Here is a 25,395-nt window from a genome sequence, read left to right as displayed (position 1 = left end):
GGTGAAAAAATTACTTAGGAGAATAACCCTTGCTGTAGTTGTATCTTTAATCATTATAGTTTGTGTATTCCAGCTGTTGTCCTTAGATAGTACCTCAGAGATGGATACTGTAACTTCCCAAACCCAAACAGTTGAAAGCCAGGAATTTTTTGAACTTTTGAATCTGGACGAGGCCACTGAGGGAAATTATTATTCTATGGTTGATGAAAATGATCATAGGATTATGAGAACTGCAAGGCATATTCACGTAGGAGACCAATATATCTGTGGCAAAAATAAATTATATGAGGTGCACAGTGTAGTTGATTATACCGCCCATGCCAGAGAAATTGAAAGGACACAGGCCGGCAGCAGTTTCTTCAGTGATTTTATAAGTAGTGTTGGAGAAAGGTTAAATTTTAACATTCCAGTCCTATTACAGAGTCAAGAAGCTCAGCAGGAAAACCGATTATTGGGAGTATATCACAGCCATGGTGCCGAGGCATATGTGCCTGGTGACGGGGAGGAGAGCATAGACGAAGGTGGAGGAATACTTGATGTGGGGAGATCATTGGCTCAAGCTTTGGAGGATAAAGGAATAGAAGTTATTCATTCAGAAGAGACTCATGTTCCCCATGATTCCGGAGCCTATGTCCGCTCTCGCAGGACAGCAGAAGAAATGCTTCAAGAGGATCCTGATGCCTTGTTTGATGTTCACCGGGATGCAGTACCTCCCGATGAATACCTGGCGGAGGTGGAAGGGGAAGAAAGGGTTCAGATTCAATTAATAGTAGGACGTCAAAACCAGAATGCTTCCAACATCCAGCAGTTTGCCGAAGGTCTCAAGGAAAAAGGGGATGAGCTTTATCCCAACCTGGTGAAGGGTATTTTTATGGCCCAGGGAAACTATAATCAGGATATGTCCCCCAATGCCATGCTGTTGGAGGTGGGAGCCCATGAAAATGAAAAGGCCGGGGCCCAAGAGTCCGTTGTTCTATTTGCAGATGTAATAAGTAAATATTTGTATGGAACTGATGAAGGCGGGGAGCAGATTGGTTTGACTCAGGATTCCCCCGGCGGACCGGGAGGTACAGCCATTACCCAGGTCTTTAGTCTGTTGGCTTTAGTGGTTGCGGCTTTAGCTGCATATCTTTTAATCAGCACCGAAAACTTAGAGGAAGCAAAGGCAAAACTTAAACATTTTACCAGTAAGGAGTTTAGGGATATAGCAGGAGGCAAAATTAAACAAAAATTCAATAATCAAGAAAATACCGAATTTGCTGAAGAAATTAGTCCTGAAGATAGCAGCAGCTCTGAAGAGAATGACCCTGAAGAGGGAGAAAAAGATTCCCAAGAGTAAGAAGATAATTAACAATAAGATTTTCCAGAGGTGAATTGAATGCCTTTTAATATATTCCCTATTGCATTTGGGGTTCTGTTGGGTACTTTGACTAGATTTGCTATTTTAAAAACGGACTACCGTTTTTATCCCAGCTATCCTCATGGGGTGATGAATCATATTTCTTTAGGATTTATTGCAGCCGTTCTGGGTTCGGTAGCCATTCCGGCACTGATAGCTCAGGAGTTTACCGCGGTGAGCTTTTTGGCCCTGGCAGCTCAACAGTTCCGGGATGTAAGGGCTGCCGAAAGAGAAATGCTTTTGAACTTAGATAAGACTGAACTGGTACAGAGGGGCCCTGATTATATAGAAGGGATTGCTAAGGTTTTTGAGTCAAGGAATTATTTGGTGATCTTTACGGCATTAATCGTAAGCTCTGTGACGCTGTATTCACACTGGATCATAGGATTTGGGGCCGGGGCCCTGGTAGTTATGATGAGTATTCGGTTGATGTCCGGGAAGGTAATTGGCGATATTGCCCGGGTGAGGATAGGAGAAGTCAAATTTGAAGGGCCCAATGTATTCGTAGAAAATATTCATATTATGAATTTAGCCGGGGATGAAACGAAAGATATTGTTCTAACTAGGGGAATAGGGGTTATCATAGAACCCATTAATGACAATGAGCGGGAAACCCTGGCTAATACTGGTCAGCGTATGGCCATCGCCCATGACGCCGCATCCCAGCTGGGTATTTACAAGGATGTGGACACTCCGGAGTTTATGCCGTTGGTTAGAAGAGATTTAGATACCGGCAGAACCGCCATGTTAATTGTACCCATTGAGAAGGATCCGGAATTTTTAATTATGGCTGTAAAAGGGGTGCCTGTACTGGAGAGTGCCACAGGGAAACCTTTAAAATCCAGGGCTGGAAAGATGGCAGAGGATTAAATAATCTTACTTGTCAGTTATGCTTTATAGAAAGGTGAGTTTTACATGCAGGTTTCCATCAGTAAAATAATTCTGGCGGCTGTAACTTTGGAACCGGATAAGGTTGCCGGGAGTATCCCTACTTTTATTGTTAGTGAAAGAGAAGAACAACAAAAAATTTCACAATACTTGGGAAGAATTCTGGAGGGTGTGGTTCATGACCTGGAAAACGGAGTATTTATCATAGTTAAACATTAGGAGCGATAATAAATGCAGGTGATTTATCACAGCTGCGGGGGAAGTTTTACTCCGGCTCTGGCAGCAGGAATTCACTGCGGCATGCTTCCCCGAGAAAAATACCCAGGGAAAAAGGAGCTTTTGTCCTGCAGTCTATTTCATCGGGGGACACCAAAAAATCATGGGGTGATTCATTATGCAGGGTCTGATGGAAAGGGAAACGAGATTTATTTTATGGGCAGCAGGAAGGCTTTTCAGATCTTAGAAAATACATTACGGGGTGTACTGGAAATAGTGAGGGAAGATCCCCGAAAGCTTTACTTTGTAGACACTTTTCCCTTGACCAATCTGGAGATGAGAGCGGGAATGTTTCTGTACAGTCGAAAAGTAGTAACTCAAATGGCTTTTAGACTGCTCTTGAAAGGCTCCCAAAAGGCTTTTTCTGATTTTACCGAGCTTATTGAAAAAGTTGAAAAGGATTTATTATTAAAACAATTAAATTAGAAGGAAAAAAATGTACATTATATATCACTGCTATGGTTCCGCCCATTCATCAGTAATTGCTTCAGCCATTCATGTGGGTATGCTGCCGAAAAATCGTATTCCCAGTACCGAAGAGATTATTACCATTCCTCATTTTGACCAGACCCGGCGAGAAGAAATTGGCAACCCCTTTTATATCGGAAGAGATGAATACGGTATTGAAGTATACATTATAGGTATGGCTAACAATAAAGAGGTTTTGATCAGGTCCATTGACAGTCTCTTAAAAATATATAATATTCCAGAAAACCAGCTGGTTTTAGTAAACAGTCTCTCCCAAATTAATATGATAACCAGGGTGGGAGGTTATTTATCCAGGAGGTTAGGAATGGTGAAGGTAGGAAGGCCCTTAACCATCAAGGGGGTAAAAAAGGCGTATTATCAATTTGTTGATTTGGTTGATTCAGTTAAGGAAAGAATACGAGAATCTTTGGGACAAAACCCAGACTCCACTGAGTAACTCCTTGACAGAGGTGAGATGAATGTAGGATAATTAATGAAACGTTAGGATTTTTACCTCATCTGTTTAGAAAGGTGCTTGCTGAATGGAAAAACAGGGTTGGAAGATTAAAGATGTTAAAAAAGGTTCTATTGCGGATCAAATTGGGTTAGAAAAGGGTGACCGGGTAAGCTGTATCAATTGTGAGAAATTTAAGGATGTCCTGGATTATCGATATCTTTGTGCTGATGAGGAACTGGAGTTGGAGGCTTTTAAAGAGAATGGAGACCAATGGTTGATTGACATCGAGAAAGATTATGATGAGGATTTAGGTATTATGTTTGAAAGCCCTACCATCAGTCCAGAAAAAAGATGCAGCAACCGCTGTATTTTCTGTTTTATTGACCAGATGCCCAAAGGAATGCGCAGCAGCTTATATGTTAAAGATGATGATTATCGTCTTTCTTTTCTCCATGGAAATTTTATTACTCTTACTAACCTTACGGAAAGGGAAATAGAAAGGATAGAAAAACAGCACCTTTCTCCTCTGTATGTATCTGTTCATACAACTGACCCGGTTTTAAGAGAAAAAATGGTAAGATGTAATCAAGGAAGAAATATTTTAGAAACCTTAAAAAGGCTTGCATCAGTGGACATTGAAATGCATGGACAGGTGGTATTATGTCCTGGAATAAACGATGGAACAGTTTTGAATCAGACCATAAAGGATTTAGCTGAACTGTGGCCTTCATTCAAATCTTTAGCTGTTGTCCCGGTGGGTATTACCCGGTACCGGGAGAATCAATTCCCTTTGACTGCAGTAACATCCCAAGGAGCTCAGGATATTATTGAGAGTGTTGGCAGGTGGCAGGCAAAATTTTTAAAAGATTTAGGGACCAGGTTTGTTTTCCCCGCAGATGAATTCTTCCTTAAAGCAGGAATTGACATACCCCTGGATTACTCTTATGAAGAATATCCACAAACGGAAAATGGAGTAGGACTTATAAGAATCTTATTAAATAATTTAGAAAAGTGGACAAATACAGACCTTCCCCTGAAGTTATCTTCTCCCGTTACAGTCTCTTTGGTTACCGGTAATCTGGCCAAGCCATATATTGAAAAATTAGCCCATTTTTTTAATACAGTAGAAAACCTAAAGGTTAAGGTTTGGGATATAGAGAATATATTTTTTGGAAAGGAAGTGACTGTTTCCGGGTTAATCTGTGGAAAGGATATGATTGATTCCTTAAGTGACAAGGAATTAGGAGATCTGCTGATTATTCCCGATGTTATGGTTAGAGATGGCAAAGATTTATTTTTAGATGATTATACCCGGGAGGAGATTGAAGATATCCTTCAGGTAAAAACTAAGGTGATTAACAGTCTGCTGGAGGGTGTGACGCCCTTTGATCTGTTCAGTTTATAGGAGGGAAAAATAATTGGATCCTTTAGTAGCTATTGTAGGAAGACCAAACGTAGGAAAATCTACATTATTTAACCGCTTGGCGCAGACCCGCTCAGCTATCGTGGAAGAGCAATCCGGTGTGACCCGGGACAGGCTCTACAGCAGAGCATATTGGAACAGTCGAGAATTTGTTCTCATTGATACCGGTGGTATAGTGCCGGGTTCTTTAGATAAAATAGAGGAAAATATTAAGCTGCAGGCAGAAGCGGCTATTGACGAAGCAGATTTAATTCTTTTAGTAATGGATGTCAGGGCCGGGGTGAGCAATATCGATATGGAAATAGCACATCTTTTGCGCAAAACTAAAAAACCGGTAATCCTGGTGGCTAACAAAGCTGAAACCTTGGATTTACATATTCAGGCAGGAGAATTTTATCAGCTGGGGTTGGGTGAACCCATCGCCATTTCAGCGGCCCATGGTATGAATACGGGGGATTTGTTAGATGCAGTTATAGAGCAGCTGCCTCCTTTGGGAGAAGAGGAGGGACTGCTGGAGGATGAATTTTTGATAAAAGTTGCTTTTGCCGGCAGGCCAAATGTTGGGAAGTCTTCATTAATTAATTACCTGTTGGATCAAAAAAGAATGATTGTTACCGATATTCCCGGCACCACCCGGGATGCTGTGGATTCTTTTAGAACGATTGGAGAAGATAAGTTTGTTTTCATAGATACTGCGGGAATAAGAAGAAAGAGCAGGGTTTTTGAATCTGTAGAGTATTACAGTATCTTAAGGTCTTTCAGAGCTATAGAAAGGTCGGACGTTGTGGTAGTAGTCATAGATTCGAAGGAAGGGGTAACGGAACAGGACAAAAGAATCGCCGGTTATGCCCATGAAAAGGGAAAGGGAATGGTGATTGCTGTAAACAAGTGGGATTTGATTGAAAAAGATGACCATACCCATAAAATTTTTTTAGAAAATGTTCGTAAAGAATTATCCTTTTTAACTTATGTGCCGGTGATATTTGTTTCAGCGTTATCGGGACAAAGGGTCTTCGCCATTATAGACCGAGTAAAAGAAGTAAATGAAAACTGTAAAACAAAAATAACCACCGGTATTTTGAACAATTTAATCAGAGATGCGGTGGCGGTAAATCCGCCCCCCACCGCCAAGGGGAAATCGCTAAAACTATATTATGCTACTCAAGTGGGAGAAAAACCCCCTGCTTTTATCATATTTGTAAATGACCCTAAGCTGCTTCACTTTTCCTATAAAAGGTACCTGGAGAATCAATTAAGGGAAGCCTTTGATTTCACCGGGACACCCATCAGGATTTTTTTTAGAGAACGGGAACGATAATCTTTAATGTTCAGTAGAGTTTAGCCATCGGGTAATTTATCCCCGTTTAGCGAAATTAAAAACCCTAAAATCATCAAATATCCCTTTAAGTATTAAAAGTGCTAATATTATCAGATTAGAATAAAAGCAGATAATCATTTATCACTTAAAACATGTTATAATGTTTAAGTTGAGGGTAAACAGGAGGGGATGTATATGGGATTATTAATTATTGCTTTTTCATATCTTTTGGGTTCGATTTCCTTTGGATATCTTTTTGTTAAATATTTAAAGGGAGTAGATATCCGAGAACACGGCAGCGGTAGTACCGGAGCCACCAATATTATGCGGATTTTAGGGGTGGGTCCTGGGGTGACGGTATTTTTGTTGGATGCTTTGAAAGGGTTTTTTTCAGTATATGCAGCTAAAACTTTGACTGGAAACCCTTACATAGAAATTGCTTCAGCAGTAGCAGTGGTAGCAGGACATAACTGGCCGTTATTTTTTGGTTTCAAGGGGGGACGGGGGATTGCTACCAGCCTGGGGGCTTTAACCGGGCTTTTTCCCAAAGTAACACTTATCCTTGCTATTATCGGCTTTTCGGTGGTTGGTTTAAGTAAATTTGTATCCTTGGGTTCTGTGGTGGGTGCAGTATCTCTGCCCTTTTTAATCTGGTTTTTCGTAGAAGGCCATAATATTCCTTATCTGGTTTTTGGAACTTTCCTCAGCCTGCTGGCGGTAGCAAGACATATTCCTAATTTGAAAAGAATACGAGCAGGCACGGAAAGTAAAATCGGTCAGAGAATAAAGGTGGATTCACGTAAGTAAAAGATAGTAATATTTCTGATTATTAAATGGATAGGAGGGAAAGCTATGGAGGAAATATTTTCTGTAATAGGAGCCGGTGGATGGGGGACAACCCTTGCTTTGGTAATGTGCCGGAAAGGGTATAAGGTTAAACTGTGGACTAGAACTGAAAATCAATGTAAAGATATAAAAGAAAAAAAAATGAATGAAAAATATCTTCCCGGAGTTTATATCCCTCCAGAACTGGAAGTCTCCCATAATCTTCAGGAGGTCGTGAAATACAGTAGGTTGATAGTAATGGCAGTTCCCTCCCATGGATTTAGAACAATTATCAGCAGAGCAAAAGAATTTATATCCAAGGATACTATTCTGGTCAGTGCCACCAAGGGAATTGAAACGGATACCCTTCTTCGAATGTCTGAAGTATTGCAGGAGGAAATGGGTCCCGGCCATAATCCAAATATTGCAGTAATATCAGGGCCTAATCATGCTGAGGAGGTCAGCAGGGAGATCCCCTCTGCTACGGTAGTGGCATCTAAAAGGCGCAGTACCGCTGAATTTGTGCAGGAGACTTTTATGTGTCCGTATTTCAGGGTTTATACTAATCCTGATATGGTAGGGGTGGAACTGGGGGGAGCCTTAAAAAATATTATAGCTCTGGCTTCAGGTGCATCCGACGGACTGGGTTTTGGAGATAACACTAAGGCTGCTTTGATGACCCGGGGACTAACGGAAATAAGCCGATTGGGCATAGAAATGGGCGCCAATCCCTTAACCTTTGCCGGACTGGCCGGTGTGGGGGACCTGATTGTCACCTGCACCAGTAGACACAGCAGAAACAGAAAAGCGGGAATGCTGTTAGGAGAAGGTTACGGGTTGGAACAGGTCATGGAACAGATGCAGATGGCCGTGGAGGGAGTTAAAACCACGAAAGCTGCCTGTAAGTTGGCAGAAAAATACGGTATAGAGATGCCTATTACCCGCCAGCTATACGATGTGCTTTTTCAGGGGAAAAGTCCTCACCAGGGTGTTTCTGAACTTATGCTCAGGGGGAAAAAGCATGAAATGGAGGAAATTGCTAACCAGGGTGTCTCCGGTTGGTAGAATAGGATACATTTGATTATTTATTTTTAATTATTTTTTTAAATCTAACAGAAATATACCGCTTTCGTATATAAATAATTGTGAAAGCGGTATATTTTTTTTATTGCATATGTAATATTCACCAATTATTTTCATATATATATAACGTTAAAAGAACTAACTCCTGATCTCCTCGAAAAAACCTAAAGGAGGGAAGAAGATTGGAGAGAGAAAAAGTAAACATTTTTCAGGATATAATTGAAAGAACTGGCGGAGACATATACCTTGGGGTTGTTGGGCCTGTAAGGACCGGTAAATCGACTTTCATAAAAAAATTTATGGAAATAGTTGTCCTTCCCAACATCAGTGAGAAAAACAGGGAACGAGCAAAGGATGAGCTTCCCCAGAGCAGTGGTGGTAGGACTATTATGACTACTGAACCGAAATTTATTCCTGAAGAAGCTGTAGAGGTAACAATCAGAGAAAATATCAGCATGCGTGTTAGACTGGTGGATTGTGTGGGATATATGGTCCCTGGCGCAGTAGGTTACGAAGATGAGAATGGGCCTAGAATGGTTACCACTCCCTGGTTCGATTATGATATACCCTTTGAAGAGGCAGCCGAAGTTGGTACAAGAAAAGTAATCAGCGACCATTCTACCATAGGCCTGGTGGTCACCACAGATGGTACAATTACCGATATTGCCAGAGAGAGCTACCTGAACGCCGAAGAGAGGGTCATTGAAGAATTAAAAGCCATTGATAAACCCTTTGTCATTATTCTAAATTCTACACAACCGACTGCTGCTGAAACCCTTACTCTTCAGGGAGAGCTTGAGGAAAAATATAATGTCCCGGTAATTACTTTAAGCTGTCTGGACCTGGAAGAAATCGATATTGACACCATATTGCAAGAAGTACTTCTGGAGTTCCCTGTCAGGCAGGTGAGTATAAACCTGCCCAAGTGGGTAGAGGTATTGTCCGATGAACACTGGTTACGGGACAGTTTTAATCAGGCGATTAGGGAAAACGTAGCAGACATAAAACGTCTCAGGGAAGTAGAGGGCCTGGTAGAGAGATTAAAAGAATACGACTTTGTAGAAATTGCAAAACTAACGGATATGGAACTGGGAACCGGGCAGGCTTTTGTTGAAATAGAATCACCACAAGCCTTATATGACCAGATCTTATCAGAAACCTGTGGAGAAGAAATTAAGGATAAGGCTGATCTTTTGCGGGTTATGAGAGATTATTCCAAAGCAAAAAGAGAGTTTGATAAACTAGAGGAAGCTCTGGAAGATGTAAAAGAAATTGGTTACGGTATTGTTCCCCCTGTTCTAGAGGAAATGGAGTTAGAGGAGCCGGAAATTTTTAAACAGGGAAATCGTTTTGGAGTAAGACTTAAAGCCAGTGCACCTTCTTTACACATGATTAAAGTGGACGTTATTTCAGAGTTTGCTCCCATCGTGGGTAGTGAAAAGCAGAGTGAAGACCTGGTAAACTTTCTTATGGAGGAATATGAAGAAAATCCAGAAAAAATTTGGGAATCCAATATCTTTGGAAAATCCCTGCATGCTTTAGTAAAAGACGGCATTAGTTCCAAACTGTCCAATATGCCTCCCAATGCCCAGGAGAAATTGCAGCAGACCCTATCAAAAATCATAAATGAGGGCAGCGGTGGACTCATAGCTATCATACTGTAGGAACGTTAAAATGCGTGCTGAAAACACGCATTTTTTATTGTACAAAATTTTAAATTGCCCTTTATTAAGGGTTAATATACAATGAAATTAAGTCGATAGTAAATAAATTATAGCAAAAGTTCGGTTTTTAGAGAAAGGGTAATCAAACAACATGAAACTGGATACTTTCTTCTTTATAGCTCTAATCAGTTATTTGATCGGCTCTTTTCCCACTCAATTGTTTTTAAACCGGATTTGGAGAGGTTTTTTTAAGCAGAAAGACCTCAAGCTGCTGTATCCTTTTATTTACTTGTTTGATTTTTTTAAAGGGATAGCGGCGGTTTTTTTGGCGATGTATCTGATCGACACCCATATAGCTATGGCTATTGCCGCACTGGCGTTGACTCTCGGCCATTTCTGGTCTCTTTTTTATCGCTTCCGCAGAGGGCCAGGGCTTGCTCCTTTGTTGGGGGTTCTAGCTGCATTAACTCCTCATGTAATACTGCCCCTGGTTGTAATCTGGGTTTTATTTTTAATATTCACCCGTTATATGGCATATGCCACTATTGTTTCAACGTTGTTTTTACCCCTAATAATTTGGAAATTATATGGATACGACCTTTATATTGTGTTGGGGGTAATTACGGCAGCTGTGGTAGTTTATAACCAGATTACTGAATTAGAAAAGATTGCCTGGGGGTTGGAACCTAAATTATACGAAGAATCTCCCCGGGTTAGGTTTGCGGAATACCGGAAAAAAGTCCGGTCACCTGGCCGGATTGTCCGAAGACTGCTGTTTTTAATTACAGCTTTTATTGTGGTGAGCTTTCTTTTTTTAAATATGTATGTTTACCGAGGGTTTGAGCTGCAGACGGATATTGTGAGAGCCGGGAACCTAAAAAAGGATTATATTGCCATAACCTTTGATGATGGTCCCGACCCTGTTTATACTCCCCAGATATTAGATATATTAAAAGAACAGGACGTAAAAGCAACTTTTTTTATGGTGGGCAAACATGTAGAGATGTATCCGGAGGTTGCCCGAAGAATTGTGGAGGAAGGGCATGAAATAGGAAACCACACCTACTCCCATAAGAATCTGCTATTTCTATCAAAAGATAAGGCGGAATGCGAAATATTTAAATCCAACCGGGTTATTGAAGAGGTGACCGGTATAAAAACGGAATTATTTAGGCCTCCCCGGGGGTTATACAGCCATGCTGTTAGAGAAATCATAGATGAACATAATTATAAACTGGTGCTGTGGTCTTTGAGTTCCAGGGATTGGACGGAAATCAGCGCCAGGCAGATAAAGGAACAGATTGTTTTCAACGTTTCCGGAGGAGATATTATTCTTTTTCATGACAGCGGAAGCATCATCACTAGGAGCGGAGGTGACAGGAAAAATACGGTAAAGGCTCTGCCGCAAATTATTGGCATATTACAGGAGGAAGGTTATGAGTTTTTAACGGTTACTGAACTGATGACAGAAACTGATTGAACAGGGCCAGACAGGGGAGCCAGACAGAGGGACGGGGACTTGTTTGGTCTCCCTGCCGAATGCTCTTTTAGCCAAATAGCCCTGTCCCTCTGTCTATCCATGCTGATTGTAACGCTCTTATTCATTCATTCCAGTATAAATAAGGATTGCATCCCTTAAAAACACAGCTGTACCGGGCTGCTGCTGATCATAAAAGGCAGTAAATCTCTCATCATCCACATACATCTGAGCAAGGCCGGCATGGGCTTCTTTGTTGTAATGACCCCAGGCGCAGCTTAACCATTGGTGATGTAGATATGCAGTTTTTTGGGCAAGCTCCCCTGCGGGGTCCCCGGTTTTAAATGCCTCCTTAAGAGTGGACATAAGGCTGGAACTTAGTTTTTCCCACTCAGCATGTTGTTCTTTCGTCATCCCTTTGATTTTTTTATTTGATAGATTAATTGCTTCATCGCCGTATTTTTCTCTGATTTCACTGCCAAATTTTTTTTCATTGTCATCAATCATTTTTTTCTTAAAACCTTCGAACTTTTCTTTATCCGTCATCTTAACTCTCCCTTCTGTTAAAGCAATAGTCTTGTCGACATTATCTATTAACAAGTCTAATTGCTTTTTCTTATCAAGAAGCTTGTCACGATGTTCCTTCAGTGCTCTTAATCCATCAAAAGACGGCGCCGTCACAATATCCTTAATACATTCCAAACTTACTCCAAGCTCTCTATAAAAAAGAATTTGCTGTAACCTATTTACCTCAGTTTGACCATAGATACGATATCCTGACGAGTTAATTCTGGCCGGCTTAAGGATCCCAATCTCATCGTAATATCGAAGTGTTCTGGTGCTGACGCCTGCTATCTTAGCTAATTTATGCACGGTGTATTCCACGCACTTACCTCCTGACAGTATTAACTATACACCTTGACGTAACGTTAATGTCAATAGGGTTTGTAAAATATTTTAACGGTAGCCAAGGGGATAGCCAAGGGGACGCTTTGATTGCCACGTTAAAGGTGATGATAGGATAAAAATAATGATATATTAATATGGCTAGAATAGTAAGAGAAAAAAGTAAAATGGGCATATATGATATTATGCTTAGAGTAATAGATAAAAGAATTATATTTTTAAAGAAACAGACTACATTAATTTCGGATTATTGAGTATATAAAAAAATTAAAGCAAAAAAAGAATTTAATGTATTTGACATATTGTTTAATGAGGCTAGAAATGATACTTGGATAACTAGAAGCAATGCCTGCATCCATTTATACTCTATTAAACCTTCATCCGAGTATCTTTTTTAAATTTTTTCCTCGAAGGGTTTCCTTCAACTCGCCAAATTTGTTTTCGCTTCAAGTCATAAATAACTGACCAAACAGTATCTGCATTTTTCTTTCGGTCATATTGACACATGAATCCATACCTTCCGGCCAATATTGATTGGGCAAAATCAACTGAATAGTGTTCTTTACTGTTTTTTAGTGCCTTGTATGCTGTCTGGTAACGCTCATCAGAGCGCCAATCATCAATTTCCGGGTTGCGATATTGATGCATCTTGGCAGAATTAAAATTATTAGCTGTTGCAACAAACTGTTGCCTTTGTTCCGGCCTGATAACTACAACATTTTCCGGATTATTAGTAATATCTGAATTGTTGTGCTTATATCATTGTTTTTAACAATCGGCAGCCATACTTCTGAGCGGTAATCAGAGGACTGAGGTTTTCCCGTTAAACCGGACACTATTAAGTTAGCTATTCTCCTAAATTTAGTCAATTGCTAATTATTTCGAAAACCCCCTTCTTGTAGTCATGCCGCCAATGCCAAATTGCGGCATTGTCAGCCCTCTGATAGGGTGATAAAACGTCTTGGCTGTAAAGGGTCTCCGGCTGCGCCTCCGATGAACTCGCTGGAAAACGCTCGCCCTTGACAGCCTGAGTTAGTTTGAGTTTTTAAGCAGCTAATTTCTCTGTGAAAGATTCACTATATACGGCCGGTCTCATATAGTCCAACAGCAATCATACGCTAAACAACCTTTCATCTTATTTTGAGTTAAATGGAATGTATCGTACAACGAAAATTAGGCATAAGATTTTTGCACGGCTTGCCCGCTTCTTTATCATCTTAGCGAGAAGACCCCTTCCTCTAAGCAAAGGGAAAGGTAGGGGATAAATCGCTTTTCTCTACTCTTAGGCAGAAGTATTTCATCCTCTACAGGTGGGAAAAGGATGCCGAAAATACGGAAAAATTTTACGAACTAACTATTGTTCTCCTTTCTCCTTAATTGTGATATAATGGAAATTTATAAAAAGCAATTGCTGAAGATAGAATTTGTATTTTGTGGATGAAAGACTCGTGGTAAAAAAACAGGGATACAAAAAGGTGGACAAAAGCGGTATTAAGGTTCTTTTATGGAAACCTTTTATTGCTGATGCTGTCCCGCCCAATTGGGTCAGGCAAGTGAAAAAGCCTCCGGCAAGAGCGAATCCCGGGAAAATAACGGTTACCGCCTTTACTAACGGATACTGCCCTGTGCAAAATGTGGTGTTGGAAAGGGCAAAAAGGGCGGCGGCGGAGCTTGGCAACAAGGTGGTGTTTCAAGAGATCAATACGTTTGACAGAGATGTTTTTTTGAAGTGGGGAATTTTTGAAGGGTTCTATATCGAGGACAAGGAAATAGGTTCGGGACCTCCCCTTACATACGAGAAAATTTAAAAACTAATGGCTAATAAAAGAGTTAAAAGATTAAAGGGCAGTTAGCCGGACAGGAGAAACGTCTCCCGTTCTGATGTGACACAACTAGCATAGGGTCGCCATCGTTAGCGGAAACATATCAACTGGCTGAACTCCTAAAATATGGTACAGATTATCTTTAGTCATAGGGGGTCTTACCTTTTCGCAGAAACAAAATTACGCAGAATTCCTTTTCGTAAAGGTAAACCCCTATGTATGGAAAGGGTATAACAAAATTGGCAGAAGCAGACACTAATAGTGGCTGCCTTGTGTTGTGTTAGTATAGAAAGTTATTAACTAAAAATATCATAATGTCTTTTGTTTGATTTATTTATTTAAAAAAAAAGAAAATTAAAATACAAAAGATATAATAAGGAGATATGATGACAAAGGAAAAAGCAATAATAGAAACAGGATGGAACTTAGACAACAGTTATGCCCGGCTGCCAAAATCATTTTTTACCCGCCTCAACCCAACTCCTGTACGCTCACCGGAGTTGATTATTCTCAATTACCCACTGGCAGCATCCCTGGGGTTAAACGGCCAGGCGCTGCAAAGCAAAGATGGCGTAGCGGTGCTTGCTGGCAACCAGATTCCTGAAGGTGCTTTGCCTCTTGCTCAAGCTTACGCGGGGCATCAATTCGGGCATTTTACTATGTTAGGGGACGGCCGGGCTCATCTGCTGGGGGAGCAGATCACTCCCCTGGGTGAACGGGTTGATATTCAGCTCAAGGGTTCAGGTAAAACGCCATACTCCCGTCAGGGCGATGGTCGAGCGTCTCTTGGTCCGATGCTGCGGGAATACATTATCAGCGAAGCAATGCATGCTCTGGGTATTGCTACCACCCGCAGCCTGGCGGTGGTGACAACCGGTGAATCAGTAATCCGGGAAACCCACCTGCCTGGTGCGATTCTGACCCGCGTAGCTGCCAGTCATCTGCGGGTCGGCACCTTTCAATACGTTTCAAAATGGGGCACAGTTGAGGATCTCCAGACCCTGGCAGATTATACTTTGCAAAGACATTTTCCAGACATTAACACTGGAGAGAACCCCTATCTTTTCCTACTTCAAGAAGTAATCAAGCGTCAGGCCGTGCTGATATCCAAATGGCAGTTGGTTGGCTTTATTCACGGGGTGATGAACACCGACAACATGGCACTTAGAGGAGAAACCATTGATTATGGTCCCTGCGCTTTCATGGATACCTATGACCCGGCGACGGTATTCAGTTCCATTGACATTCATGGCCGCTATGCCTATGGCAATCAGCCGGATATTGCCGGGTGGGATCTAGCGCGATTTGCTGAAACCCTATTGCCACTTTTACATGACAATGAGGCTCAGGCTGTCAAACTAGCCCAGGATGCTATTTCAGAGTTTGCTGAGTTGTATCACTGTAATTGGCTGGCGGGAATGAGAGCAAAACTAGGAATATTTAACGAAGAACTACAGGATGAATCCCTTATTGAAGACCTCCTCAGTATGATGCAGAAGTATCGTGCAGACTATACCAATACTTTCCTGGCATTAACTTTTGATAAGCCGGAAGATACAGCCCTGTTTGGCACCACAGCGTTTGCTCAGTGGTATAAGCTGTGGCAGGCGAGAGTAGAAAGGCAGCAGGAACCCAAAGACTCCTGGCATCAGTTGATGAGAAACTCCAATCCTGCGCTAATCCCTCGCAATCACCGGGTAGAAGCCGCGCTAGAAGCCGCAGTGAAACAAGGAGACTACAGCGTGATGGAACGGCTTCTTGATGTTCTTTCAAACCCCTACGGGCACTCCCCCCAACAGGCTGATTACTCCACACTGCCTGAGCTTTCAACCCGTCCTTACCGAACCTTTTGCGGTACCTGATGCCTGGAGATTCAGGCCCTTGCCTTCGGCAATTTCCAGAATCTCCTGTTTGGGATGTATCCTCTTCTTACCTAAGCTTTTGCATCACAAAGTGGAAAAAAACGCATAAAAATACCAACTCCATGGCTCATTTTTATATTGAAACATTATCGAAAATATTTTGTTTTTTCTTATTATCCCTATTATTATTTACCTTTAGGAATAATACTGTTAAAACAAGTAAAGTAACGCCAATTATTAAAAAGCTCTTCTTGATACCAAAAATTATGGCAAAGGCGAATATGTAGGACTGACCAAACTGTGCTATACTGGTAACAATATTGCTAAATGCAAGGGTACTGCCTTGCCCGTATTTGATTGATTCAGGTAGTTGAGTGAGATAGATATTCCGCACTGCATCGAAAAAACTATCGACAAAAGCAAAAGCAACACTGGAAAGCACAAGCCCCAAAACCGATTGATTGAATCCATAAAATATTATTGTAGCAGATATAACGACAGAGTATTTTGCATAAATAATAATTAATCCAAATCCTAAGATAAGCAAGATAAGTCCACAAACCCAAGCGAAAATAATTCGAGCATGCTCCATGGTAGAAAATGTAATATCTGTGTTTATTGGGGTTAGTATTTCTGTGTCAACATTAAGCAGATAAGCATCATAACCCGTTGTTAGAGTCACTTCATTTTGGGAGGCGCTTGTAATAGAATAGTAAAGTGCAGGATCAGTGAAAAAGTCATGGCCTTTCTTCATTGTTACAATGTTCATAAAGCTTTGTCCATCATAAACATTTACAGTTCGTGAACCAATATCCGAAACAACAAGATTACCACCGACAAGCGTCATGGAAAATGGAATGTTAAAACCATCCTCTTTTGGATAAAAAAGCAGTTTAGCATCATTTTCAATAGTTGCTATTTCATAAATATTGCCCATAGCAGTAATAACATAAAAAATTTCTTTGTCATGATCATAGCAGTATTTTATCGCATGTTCTTTTTTGTTGTCCCAAGAAACTGAGGCTTTGAGCTGTAATTTATTGTTTTCGTTCAAATTTATTGAATATAGATGAAGTTTTTCATCTGTTCTTGTCACAAATGTAAGCATATCATCAACAAACTGCAAGTCCATTATTTGACTTGTTTTATCAAAAAGTTGTTTAACAGGGTAGGAAACAGAATAAATACTACCCAAGAATTTACCTGAATTAGAAAACTCATCAATTGAAATAGTGGAAATAACCGTATCATGAATATATCTATAATTTGTTACAAATATTCTGCCATTAGGAGCTTGTACAAGTTCTTTATAGCTTGTATCAGTATTAATATATGTCCATTTGCTTTTGCCTTCTTCATCTATAGCAATAATGCGTTGATTTCCTTGATCAATAAAGTACTGGTCTTTGTTATCTACAATTTTGTAAAACAAAGGCGAAGATAATTCCGGACCATTTGCAAATGGTTTATAAGAAAAACAATCCCTGTTAAAATAAACATTAACAAGAGCAAATGCAGCCAATAAAGCTATTATATAATTAAAGAATAATGTACTTTTTTAGAAAAATTAAGTTTCATATACCCTCACATAATTAATTAATAGTAAGTTTGCTGTTGTTTATGTTAATCTAAAAATGCACTCACCGGCAGTCAAAAATACAAAAAGCAATTTTTACTGCAACCCTTTATAATGCCCTATTAAGTGACTAATCTTATCTATCACCTTGAAAATTATGGCCTAGACGATCGTTAGATATATCACTACCAAATATTAACGCGTCGAGCCTTTTTAACATACATATCATCACCCTCTTTTATATCGTAAGCTTTATAAAATTCTTCGAAATTGCTAAGCACTCTGTTCACCCTTATTTTTTCATTCGAATGAACACCCACCTTGCTGTAATATTCTGTTGTTTCACGAGACGCAATTGACTTCCAGATCCGTGCATAGCTTTCAAAGAATTTTGTAAGGTCAGCATTTTCATCCTGCATACATACAGCAAGAGCACACTTCACACCGCCTAGATCTGCAATATTTTCACTGAGTGTAAGAGTCCCATTGCTAAAAATTCCCGGGATAATCTCAATGCCATCAAATTCAGTGATAACATTACGGCATAACTCTTCAAACTTAGCTGTATCCTCCTTTGTCCACCACTCGTTTGCATTACCGTATTTATCATATTTTGCACCGTTGTTATCAAAGGAGTGGGTAATTTCGTGGGCAATCACCATGCCAATTCCACCCAAATTTTCCTCTCTCGAGTGATTTATGTCGTAGAAATCACCCTGTAGAATGCCTGCAGGGAATACGATTTCATTGGCCATAGGATTGTAATATGCGTTTACCTCATAAACTGACATATACCATTTGTCTTCGTTCACAGGCTGATATAGTTCGCTTTTAGCTTTTCTGTTCTTAGCGTTGAAAACTGCGGCGCAGTTTTCAAAAACCTTATCTTCTATAACAACATCATCTAATGCTGTATCCCATTGATCAGGATAGCCAATTTTTACATTGATTGCTGCAAGTTTTTCTATTGCTTTTTCTTTAGTTTGCGAGGATAGCCAAGTGATTTCTTGAAGCATTGTTTGATACTGGGTGATAAACTCCTCTACCATGGTTTCTACATCAGCCTTCGCTTCTTTTGAAAAATAGTTCTCAACATACAGCTTGCCAATATAATCCGGAAAAAGCAACTTCTCTTTATCAATACCCTTTTGCTCAAGTGTTTTTTCACCCTCAATGCCGTATGCCTCTTGATTAAATTTTTCTATAAGCATAACTTGCTCTTCTCCAAGCACATGGCTAAATGCTTCGAATAGATTAACCTTTGACAAATCTTTAAGTACTGCTAAATTGTCTTGTGTCATAAGCTCTGCTGAACGCTTTACCGCACCATCATCATAGGCAATGACGGTACGCGATTGTTCAAAGCCGAACATCTTTAAAGCCTTTTCAAAATCAAACCCAGTAAAAAACTCTGCCAGGCTGGACGTTTTGTATGGATTATAATACTTATCAACATTGTAATAGTCCTGTGGTTCAAGGGACGCTGTGGCAATCTCTTTTTCTAGATCATATAGTGCCTGCGCATCATTACTATTACCCCCAAAAAAACCAAGAACAGTTGTTAAATATTCGAGATAAGCTTCTGTAAAACCATGGGCAGGCTCTAAATATTCGGGCTTTGCATTTTTATATGGAAGCCCAAAAAAGTAAAGTGAATTTTTCGTACTATCCATGCTATCGCTCATTATGTAAAAATAAAACAATGTTTCAACGCCGAGGTTATTGCTAAAATAGGCGTCTATACTAACTAATTCATCTACTGTATTAGCACCATTAATCATATCAACATATTTTTGAAGGGGCTCAATCCCTTTTCTGTTACGTTCCTCTACATTGATAAATGATTTATAAAAATCACCGAGTTTTTGAGATACCGTTCCGGTTTCAGATTGTGAATTTACAGCCGCAAAAATGATTTCCTTAATTTTCTCGTCGTTTTGCAGTTTAATTTCCGTAAAAGTATCAAAATAAAACTCTCCCGCTGGAATTTCAGCCGTCTCAAACCATTCTTTGTTTACAGCCGTATAAAAATCATCCTTTTTGTTTGTTCCTATATATGTATAAATCTTACTCAAAATTCGCTTTAGTTCTGTTGTAGTCATGGTATTTCTGTTAACCACTTCGTCAGCTGTAACAATACCCAAGTCACAAAATTGTTGTATATATTTATCCTCGTCTCTGGCAGCACTTAGCGAGGTTGCATCAAATATGCCAATTCGCCGATTGTTCCCTGTAGGTACATCGGATAAATCAAAGGCATGTGCCAACATAGCATAGCATTCGGGCTTGGTGGCGAACTCACTTTTGGCTGTTTCCTCTTGGACAAGAGTGTAAGCAGCTTCTATCTCTGCTTTTGTAATCGAATTACTATACTTTTTTGCAGCATTATAAATAATTTCAACTGCTTGAGTATGCTTGAGCGGAGTATCTGCATCGAAGACTGTTTTTGATGCACAACCGACGATAAGGGAAGATAGTAGTACCATTACTACTAACAATGCGGTAATCTTTTTCATAATATCTTCCTCCTTGTATACTATGAGCAGCAGACGATTTGGACGTAAATTTCCAGTTCGTATGGTGCTCATTTGTTCTTTGAAAACTTTATACAGAATCAAATTTATTGTTATCTAAAGTACTTATGATCTTTTTAAAAAGGATTAAAAAAATTAGTAGTAGGGGTTGTGAATATGTGGTCAACGCGAAGTGTTGTCCAAGCAGTTCGTGGGGTCTGTGGGTAACTCGAAGAGTTATCCATCAGAATCCACAACTGCGGCATATTCACAAGCCTATCAAACAATACGTTTCCGCTTATCATATCAAAATAATTTGAAAATAGGGTTTACAGTCCTGGGATGTCTTTGGGAAAATATAGCCATAGGTGTCTACCAAGGGAATGTTCAATCTCCTCCCGTTGCCCCGTTATCGGGTGTCTTCCTTTTTTAGAGTGTTCCCCTGGCCCCATGTTATAGACCAACACGCTGACTGTTTCCCGGTTGCCCCTCTCTCCTGCCAGCAGAGGGAGACCAGTGCACCGAGGGGAACCGGTGTATTCCAATAGCTCGCAAGGCTGTCGTTCATGGGTTTCCCAGGGACATCCCAGGACTGTAGACATCACATCCTTTTTCTAAGGAGGTGAAAACGACGATGACTATACCTTTGTTTGTCGGTATTGATGTAAGCAGCAAGGAAAATGTAGTATGCTGTTTAACCGATGAAGAAGAGAAACGAGCTTTATGCCGCTTTACTGTTCTAAATAACCGACCCGGTATCATGGAGCTGCAGAAACGGATTAATCAGCTGGTAGATAAGCATAGTTTTGATGAAATTCGTTTTGGACTGGAACATACCGGCTGCTACTCGACTCACGCCGCCATATACTTACATCGGCATTTAGATTTTGGGTGCTCTAATGTTAAAGTCTATATGTTTAACCCCAGTCTAATTAAGGAGTATAAAAAGTCTCATTTCCTTTCCGCCCCTAAAAATGACCGGTTGGATGCCTGGTATATTGCCGCCAAGGTTCGGTCCGGCCACTTACCTCATCCCTTCACCTGGAGTGAACCGATGATGGCACTGCAGCGGCTGACCCGGACCAGGTACCATCTCATGAAGGCACTGGTAAGAGAAAGTAATTTCCTTATGACCAACCTGTATTTAAAATGCAGCGATTACACGCTTGTTTTTGAAAACAAGCTGTCGGCAACTTCTTTGGCCGTCATGGAGGAGTTTGAATCCTCAGAAACTTTAGCAGAAATCTCTGTGGACCAGCTGGTGGAATTTTTAATCCAGCATGGTAAAAATCGATTTGATGATCCTCAATCTGTGGCTAAGGAATTACAGAAAGCAGCTCGTTCTTCTTACCGATTATCTAAGGCTATGGCTGATTCTGTTAACCTGGCTATGGCCTCCAGTATTCGGGTCATTCGGACAATTCAGGAACAGATTAAGTCTATAAAAAAGGCTATCGAAGACCATTTAAAAACGATTCCTCAAACTCTAGATTCTGTCCCGGGGATCGGTCCTATCTTTTCTTCTGGTATCTTGGCTGAAATTGGTGACATCCACCAGTTTGCCAGCCATAAGCAGTTGGCTAAGCATGCTGGCATTGCCTGGACTGAGAATCAATCGGGAAACTTTACGGCCAGCCAAACACGGCTAATTCACTCTGGTAACCGCTATTTGCGATATTACTTAATGGAGGCGGCTAACAGTGTTCGGGTGCACGACCCTGTTTTTGCAGAGTATTATGCCAAGAAAAAGGCAGAGCCGAAACAGTTCGCCCATAAACGGGCCCTTGCTCTTACAGCACGTAAACTGGTACGGTTGGTCTTTCATCTGCTAAAGACGAACCAACTCTACCAACCGAGAGGAGGAAACCAACAAGAAATATTATAAAGATTAGCTGCGATTCCATCCACCCATAATTTACCGTTAATGTAATTTTAGTACTGTTAATTTGGGTGGCTTAGTTAAGTGATGCCTTTTTTGAGCAAGCACCCCCTTAACAACAGTGAATTTCTTAAATAATTTCCAGTTAACTACTTGACATCACACCGCTGCTCTATTGCTGTCTGTTATTTGTATTAGTATTTCAACGCTGTAATTGTCTTACTTTTTCGACATTAAGACCAAGGTTTCCACGTGATAAGTGTGGGGAAACATGTCAATAGGCTGGACTTCAGCAATACGGTATATGTTTTTCTCAGTAAGGATTGCAAGATCACGGGCCAGGGTGGATGGGTTGCAAGAAACATAGATAATTTTTCTGGGCTCTGCTTCCAGGATTGACTGCAGTAAATCCCTGTGGCATCCCTTCCGAGGTGGATCAACCACAACTGTATCTGGAATAACCCCCTTTTTCATCAGTTTAGGCATATATTCCTCAGCTTTTCCCACAAAAAACTCAGAATTTTGTACCTGATTGAGCTGAGCATTTTCCTGGGCATCTTGTGCCGCCTGGGGAACCATTTCAATACCATAGACCCAGGCAGAGTTGGGCGCCAGATAAAGGGCTATGGATCCGGTACCACAGTAAAGGTCAAAGATCACTTCTATACCGGTTAAACCGGCATATTCAAGTACTGTATCGTATAACACTTTAGCCTGCTTAGGATTTACCTGAAAAAAGGAACCCGGGGAAATCTTAAATTTAAAGTTTCCAACTGACTCTATTATATGGTCTTTTCCAAAAATAACTTTTTCCTTTTTTCCTAAAATAATATTGTCTCGGCGGGTGTTAATGTTTTGTACTATAGATACCAGATTAGGGACTCGCTGTTTAAGCGCTTTTACCAGCTCCTTTTCTTGTGGGATGGTTTCACCGTTGGTCACCAGCACAACCATAACTTCTCCATTATAAAAGGATTCCCGGACCAGGACGTGACGAATAAGTCCCCGTCCGGTTTTTTCATTATAAGCAGAAATATTTTTTTGATTCATTATTCCTATTATGGTTTCCGTTATTATTTCAGTGGAATTGCATTGAATTTTACAGCGGTCAATTGCTATAAGATTGTGGCTTCTGGGGGCAAAAAATCCTGTAACCGCCATGCTTTTTTGTAATCTTACGGGATACTGGGCCTTATTGCGATAGTTCCAGGGGTTTTTCATACCTTTTGTTTCTTTGACAATATCGGGGTCTATGGAACCAATCCGAGATAAAGTTTCTTTTACCAATTGTGTTTTTAGTTTTAATTGTGCGGGGTAACTGATATGCTGCAGCTGACAGCCACCGCATTCCGGATAAAATGTGCAGGTAGGGTTAATCCTAAAGGGAGAGGAATTTATCACTGATTGCAAAAGGGCTCGGGCGTAATTTTTTTGTATGGATATTATTTCTACCAACAGGCGGTCTCCCGGAATTCCTCCAGGAATAAATAGGGTAAAGCCCTGGTATCGGCCCACTCCTTCTCCAAAATGATTTAAACCGGTAATATCTATTTCCAACTGTTGGGCAATGGTTACAGGTACACTTCGTTTCACTATTGTTTCCTCCAAGTTGGATAACTGTTTATATTAATCGAATGCTTGTTATTGCTGTTCTTATATATTATAACCTTTTTCCAGTGGAATTTGTTCAGTACTTTATTTCTTTTTCCTTTATTGGTAAAATTAACACAAAGCATTTATTTTTGTGATACAATATTTGGGTAGTTATGTAATTCTTTAAAACTGTAGGTGACATTTCTCTTTGTGATAATTAAACAAGATTTGTTGGAGAAATAATTAGTTTCTCTAATGTATAATTACATAGTTTGTCTGTATAAATCATACGGCATTTCAGGTAGTTTGAACGAAGGGTTGGATAAAATTGAAGCGAGAACAAGAAGAAAGGCATTATCCCAGTTTATTTTTAGATTATCGGGACGAAGCAGATGGAATCAAAGAGCTTTATTTAAGTCATTATAAACATTTTGATGACATTGAGGACAAGTATTCCTGGTTGACAGATAATTTTCCTGAGGAAAATCGGCAGGCACTGGTCCAGGATTTAATTAAATACAACATTTCTTTGGAAGCTTCCGCTGAGACTTTAGAAAACATTGAAAAACTCAAAGACCCCCAAACTGTAGTTGTAGCCACAGGACAGCAGGCCGGTATTTTTACCGGTCCTTTGTATACTGTTTATAAGGCAATTACAGCGGTAAAATTGGTGGAACGACTAAATGAAAAGGGCCTTTCTACGGTACCGGTTTTTTGGATTGCCTCTGAAGATCATGATTTTCGAGAAGTGAATCACATTCATCTACAGGGATTGGACGGAGGAGTTGAAGAAATAACTCTGCCCGGAGGGGAAAACGGATATCTTCCTGTTGAATATCTACCAATAGAATTTACCCGTTTTTTACAATTGATAGTTCAGTTGGAGGAACATATTTCTCCTACAGAATTCAGGGATTCAGTTTTAATGCTGCTTCAAAATAGCGCTCGAAAAAGCGATAGTCTTACCCGTTGGTTTGGTCGTCTTATGGCCTGGCTTTTTGCAAAACAGGGACTGATTCTTTTTAACCCACTGTTGAAAGGGATAAGAGATAGAACTGGTTCATTGCTTTCCTCTTTCTGCGTTCACAGGGGAAAAGTGGCAGATGTTTTAGATAAGCAGGAAAAGATAATTCAAGCATTGGGATATCATCTTCAGGTAAAAAGAGAAGGAAGTCAGATTAACCTTTTTGGTTTGAGAGAAAAAGGTAGAGTCGCTCTTTTTGAGAAGAACGGACGGGTGGTCACTCGACAGGGAGCAGATCTAGGCACGGTTCAAGAAACGACGGAAAGTATAATTAAGCATCCAGAGAAGTACAGTCCTAATGTAATTACGCGGCCGCTGCTTCAGGAAATGCTTCTGCCAACGGTAATGCAGGTTTGTGGTCCTGGGGAGATATCTTATTTTGGCCAGTTGATGCCCCTTTACTCGCTATTTAAATTAAAGCCTCCGGTTCTTTACCCAAGACCCTCAGTTACTCTGATAGAACCACGCATGGTGCGGTATCTAAAAAAGTACTCTTTAACAGAAAAGGAGCTTTTTAATATTAATAAGGCCCGGTTAAGCTATTTGGAAGAAAAAGAGGAGATAAGTATTTCTGGACTGTTTGAATCCCTGGAAAAAACAGTGGAAAGGGAGTACGAGACAATTAAAGAACAACTTAAGCATATAAACAGTCAACTTGGAAGCTTGACGGATACTAACCGGAATATTGTATTAAAAGATATTGCTTACCTTCGGGGAAAGGCTCAGGAGGAATTGAAGGAAAAGCATGAAGTTGCGCTGGGTCATTTCTATAAACTGGAGAATGCCTGTTATCCGGTAAACGAGCTTCAGGAAAGGATTTATAATATTTTTCCCTATATTATCAAATACGGTCCGGCTTTTTGGGATAAACTTGTAAAGGAATTTCCTTTAAAAGAAGGTCATCATTTCTATCGCTTAACTTAAAATATATTTTATGAGGT

The 25,395-nt window shown here is 40.3% G+C and carries 21 protein-coding genes; 15 read left to right on the top strand and 6 right to left on the bottom strand.

From position 1 onward, the window contains the following. Position 1 precedes the first annotated feature (1 nt). From spoIIP to HUE98_RS10380, 11 genes are all read left to right on the top strand, one after another. Positions 2-1,339 (top strand): stage II sporulation protein P, encoded by a 1,338-nt coding sequence (spoIIP, locus tag HUE98_RS10430; protein ID WP_241420586.1) that lies wholly within the window; start codon positions 2-4, stop codon positions 1,337-1,339. Between the two features lie 39 nt (positions 1,340-1,378). Beyond that, positions 1,379-2,269, top strand: coding sequence for a YIEGIA family protein (locus HUE98_RS10425; RefSeq protein ID WP_241420585.1), 891 nt, complete (start codon positions 1,379-1,381; stop codon positions 2,267-2,269). 45 nt (positions 2,270-2,314) lie between these two features. Further along, a complete protein-coding gene (locus HUE98_RS10420; RefSeq protein ID WP_241420584.1) occupies positions 2,315-2,506 on the top strand; it encodes a capping complex subunit for YIEGIA in 192 nt (63 codons plus the stop codon). A gap of 12 nt (positions 2,507-2,518) precedes the next feature. Continuing rightward, positions 2,519-2,989: a DUF3189 family protein gene (locus HUE98_RS10415; RefSeq protein WP_241420583.1), complete on the top strand. Its 471-nt coding sequence runs from the start codon at positions 2,519-2,521 to the stop codon at positions 2,987-2,989. A 10-nt stretch (positions 2,990-2,999) separates the two neighbouring features. Further along, positions 3,000-3,488: a DUF3189 family protein gene (locus HUE98_RS10410; protein ID WP_241420582.1), complete on the top strand. Its 489-nt coding sequence runs from the start codon at positions 3,000-3,002 to the stop codon at positions 3,486-3,488. 85 nt (positions 3,489-3,573) lie between these two features. Further along, entirely contained in the window at positions 3,574-4,893 is a 1,320-nt protein-coding gene (locus HUE98_RS10405) for a DUF512 domain-containing protein (protein WP_241420581.1), read from the top strand. A gap of 13 nt (positions 4,894-4,906) precedes the next feature. Next, positions 4,907-6,229 (top strand): ribosome biogenesis GTPase Der, encoded by a 1,323-nt coding sequence (der, locus tag HUE98_RS10400; RefSeq protein ID WP_241420580.1) that lies wholly within the window; start codon positions 4,907-4,909, stop codon positions 6,227-6,229. A gap of 195 nt (positions 6,230-6,424) precedes the next feature. After that, the gene (gene plsY, locus HUE98_RS10395) at positions 6,425-7,036 is read left to right on the top strand and encodes a glycerol-3-phosphate 1-O-acyltransferase PlsY (protein ID WP_241420579.1); all 612 of its coding nucleotides are present in this window, start codon (positions 6,425-6,427) and stop codon (positions 7,034-7,036) included. A gap of 45 nt (positions 7,037-7,081) precedes the next feature. Then, positions 7,082-8,119, top strand: coding sequence for an NAD(P)H-dependent glycerol-3-phosphate dehydrogenase (locus HUE98_RS10390; RefSeq protein WP_241420578.1), 1,038 nt, complete (start codon positions 7,082-7,084; stop codon positions 8,117-8,119). Between the two features lie 200 nt (positions 8,120-8,319). Continuing rightward, complete coding sequence (gene spoIVA, locus HUE98_RS10385; RefSeq protein WP_241420577.1) at positions 8,320-9,801, top strand: stage IV sporulation protein A; 1,482 nt, start codon at positions 8,320-8,322, stop codon at positions 9,799-9,801. A 151-nt stretch (positions 9,802-9,952) separates the two neighbouring features. Continuing rightward, positions 9,953-11,281 carry a glycerol-3-phosphate acyltransferase gene (locus HUE98_RS10380; RefSeq protein ID WP_241420576.1) on the top strand — a complete coding sequence of 443 codons (1,329 nt, stop codon included), beginning with the start codon at positions 9,953-9,955 and terminating at the stop codon, positions 11,279-11,281. Positions 11,282-11,398: 117 nt separating this feature from the next. On the opposite strand, the gene HUE98_RS10375 is transcribed toward HUE98_RS10380, so the two are convergent. After that, complete coding sequence (locus HUE98_RS10375) at positions 11,399-12,163, bottom strand: MerR family transcriptional regulator (RefSeq protein WP_241420575.1); 765 nt, start codon at positions 12,161-12,163, stop codon at positions 11,399-11,401. 390 nt (positions 12,164-12,553) lie between these two features. Further along, on the bottom strand, positions 12,554-12,892 hold the full coding sequence (locus HUE98_RS10370) for a carcinine hydrolase/isopenicillin-N N-acyltransferase family protein (protein ID WP_241423540.1): 339 nt from the start codon (positions 12,890-12,892) through the stop codon (positions 12,554-12,556). A 740-nt stretch (positions 12,893-13,632) separates the two neighbouring features. Between HUE98_RS10370 and HUE98_RS10365 the strand changes: the two genes are divergently transcribed. Both HUE98_RS10365 and HUE98_RS10360 read left to right on the top strand, forming a co-directional pair. Continuing rightward, a complete protein-coding gene (locus HUE98_RS10365; RefSeq protein WP_241420574.1) occupies positions 13,633-13,992 on the top strand; it encodes a hypothetical protein in 360 nt (119 codons plus the stop codon). A 401-nt stretch (positions 13,993-14,393) separates the two neighbouring features. Next, positions 14,394-15,869, top strand: a complete 1,476-nt coding sequence (locus HUE98_RS10360; protein WP_241420573.1) for a protein adenylyltransferase SelO — start codon at positions 14,394-14,396, stop codon at positions 15,867-15,869. Between the two features lie 133 nt (positions 15,870-16,002). On the opposite strand, the gene HUE98_RS10355 is transcribed toward HUE98_RS10360, so the two are convergent. The 3 genes from HUE98_RS10355 to HUE98_RS10345 form a co-directional block, all read right to left on the bottom strand. Then, the gene (locus HUE98_RS10355) at positions 16,003-17,391 is read right to left on the bottom strand and encodes a hypothetical protein (RefSeq protein WP_241420572.1); all 1,389 of its coding nucleotides are present in this window, start codon (positions 17,389-17,391) and stop codon (positions 16,003-16,005) included. 239 nt (positions 17,392-17,630) lie between these two features. Beyond that, the gene (locus HUE98_RS10350; protein ID WP_241420571.1) at positions 17,631-19,961 is read right to left on the bottom strand and encodes a M13-type metalloendopeptidase; all 2,331 of its coding nucleotides are present in this window, start codon (positions 19,959-19,961) and stop codon (positions 17,631-17,633) included. 326 nt (positions 19,962-20,287) lie between these two features. After that, complete coding sequence (locus tag HUE98_RS10345) at positions 20,288-20,560, bottom strand: hypothetical protein (protein ID WP_241420570.1); 273 nt, start codon at positions 20,558-20,560, stop codon at positions 20,288-20,290. 32 nt (positions 20,561-20,592) lie between these two features. Here HUE98_RS10345 and HUE98_RS10340 point away from each other — a divergent pair, with 32 nt between their 5' ends. Next, entirely contained in the window at positions 20,593-21,843 is a 1,251-nt protein-coding gene (locus tag HUE98_RS10340; protein WP_241420569.1) for an IS110 family RNA-guided transposase, read from the top strand. A 213-nt stretch (positions 21,844-22,056) separates the two neighbouring features. Here the strand turns inward: HUE98_RS10340 and rlmD are convergent, their stop codons facing one another. Continuing rightward, complete coding sequence (gene rlmD / locus HUE98_RS10335) at positions 22,057-23,430, bottom strand: 23S rRNA (uracil(1939)-C(5))-methyltransferase RlmD (RefSeq protein ID WP_241420568.1); 1,374 nt, start codon at positions 23,428-23,430, stop codon at positions 22,057-22,059. 328 nt (positions 23,431-23,758) lie between these two features. Here rlmD and bshC point away from each other — a divergent pair, with 328 nt between their 5' ends. Then, the gene (gene bshC, locus HUE98_RS10330) at positions 23,759-25,378 is read left to right on the top strand and encodes a bacillithiol biosynthesis cysteine-adding enzyme BshC (RefSeq protein WP_241420567.1); all 1,620 of its coding nucleotides are present in this window, start codon (positions 23,759-23,761) and stop codon (positions 25,376-25,378) included. Positions 25,379-25,395 lie beyond the last annotated feature (17 nt).

The sequence above is a fragment of the Candidatus Contubernalis alkalaceticus genome (genome assembly GCF_022558445.1).
Classification (GTDB): Bacteria; Bacillota; Dethiobacteria; order SKNC01; family SKNC01; genus Contubernalis; species Contubernalis alkaliaceticus.
Note: the sequence above shows the minus strand (reverse complement) of the source record. Positions and strands in the feature narration are given on the sequence as shown.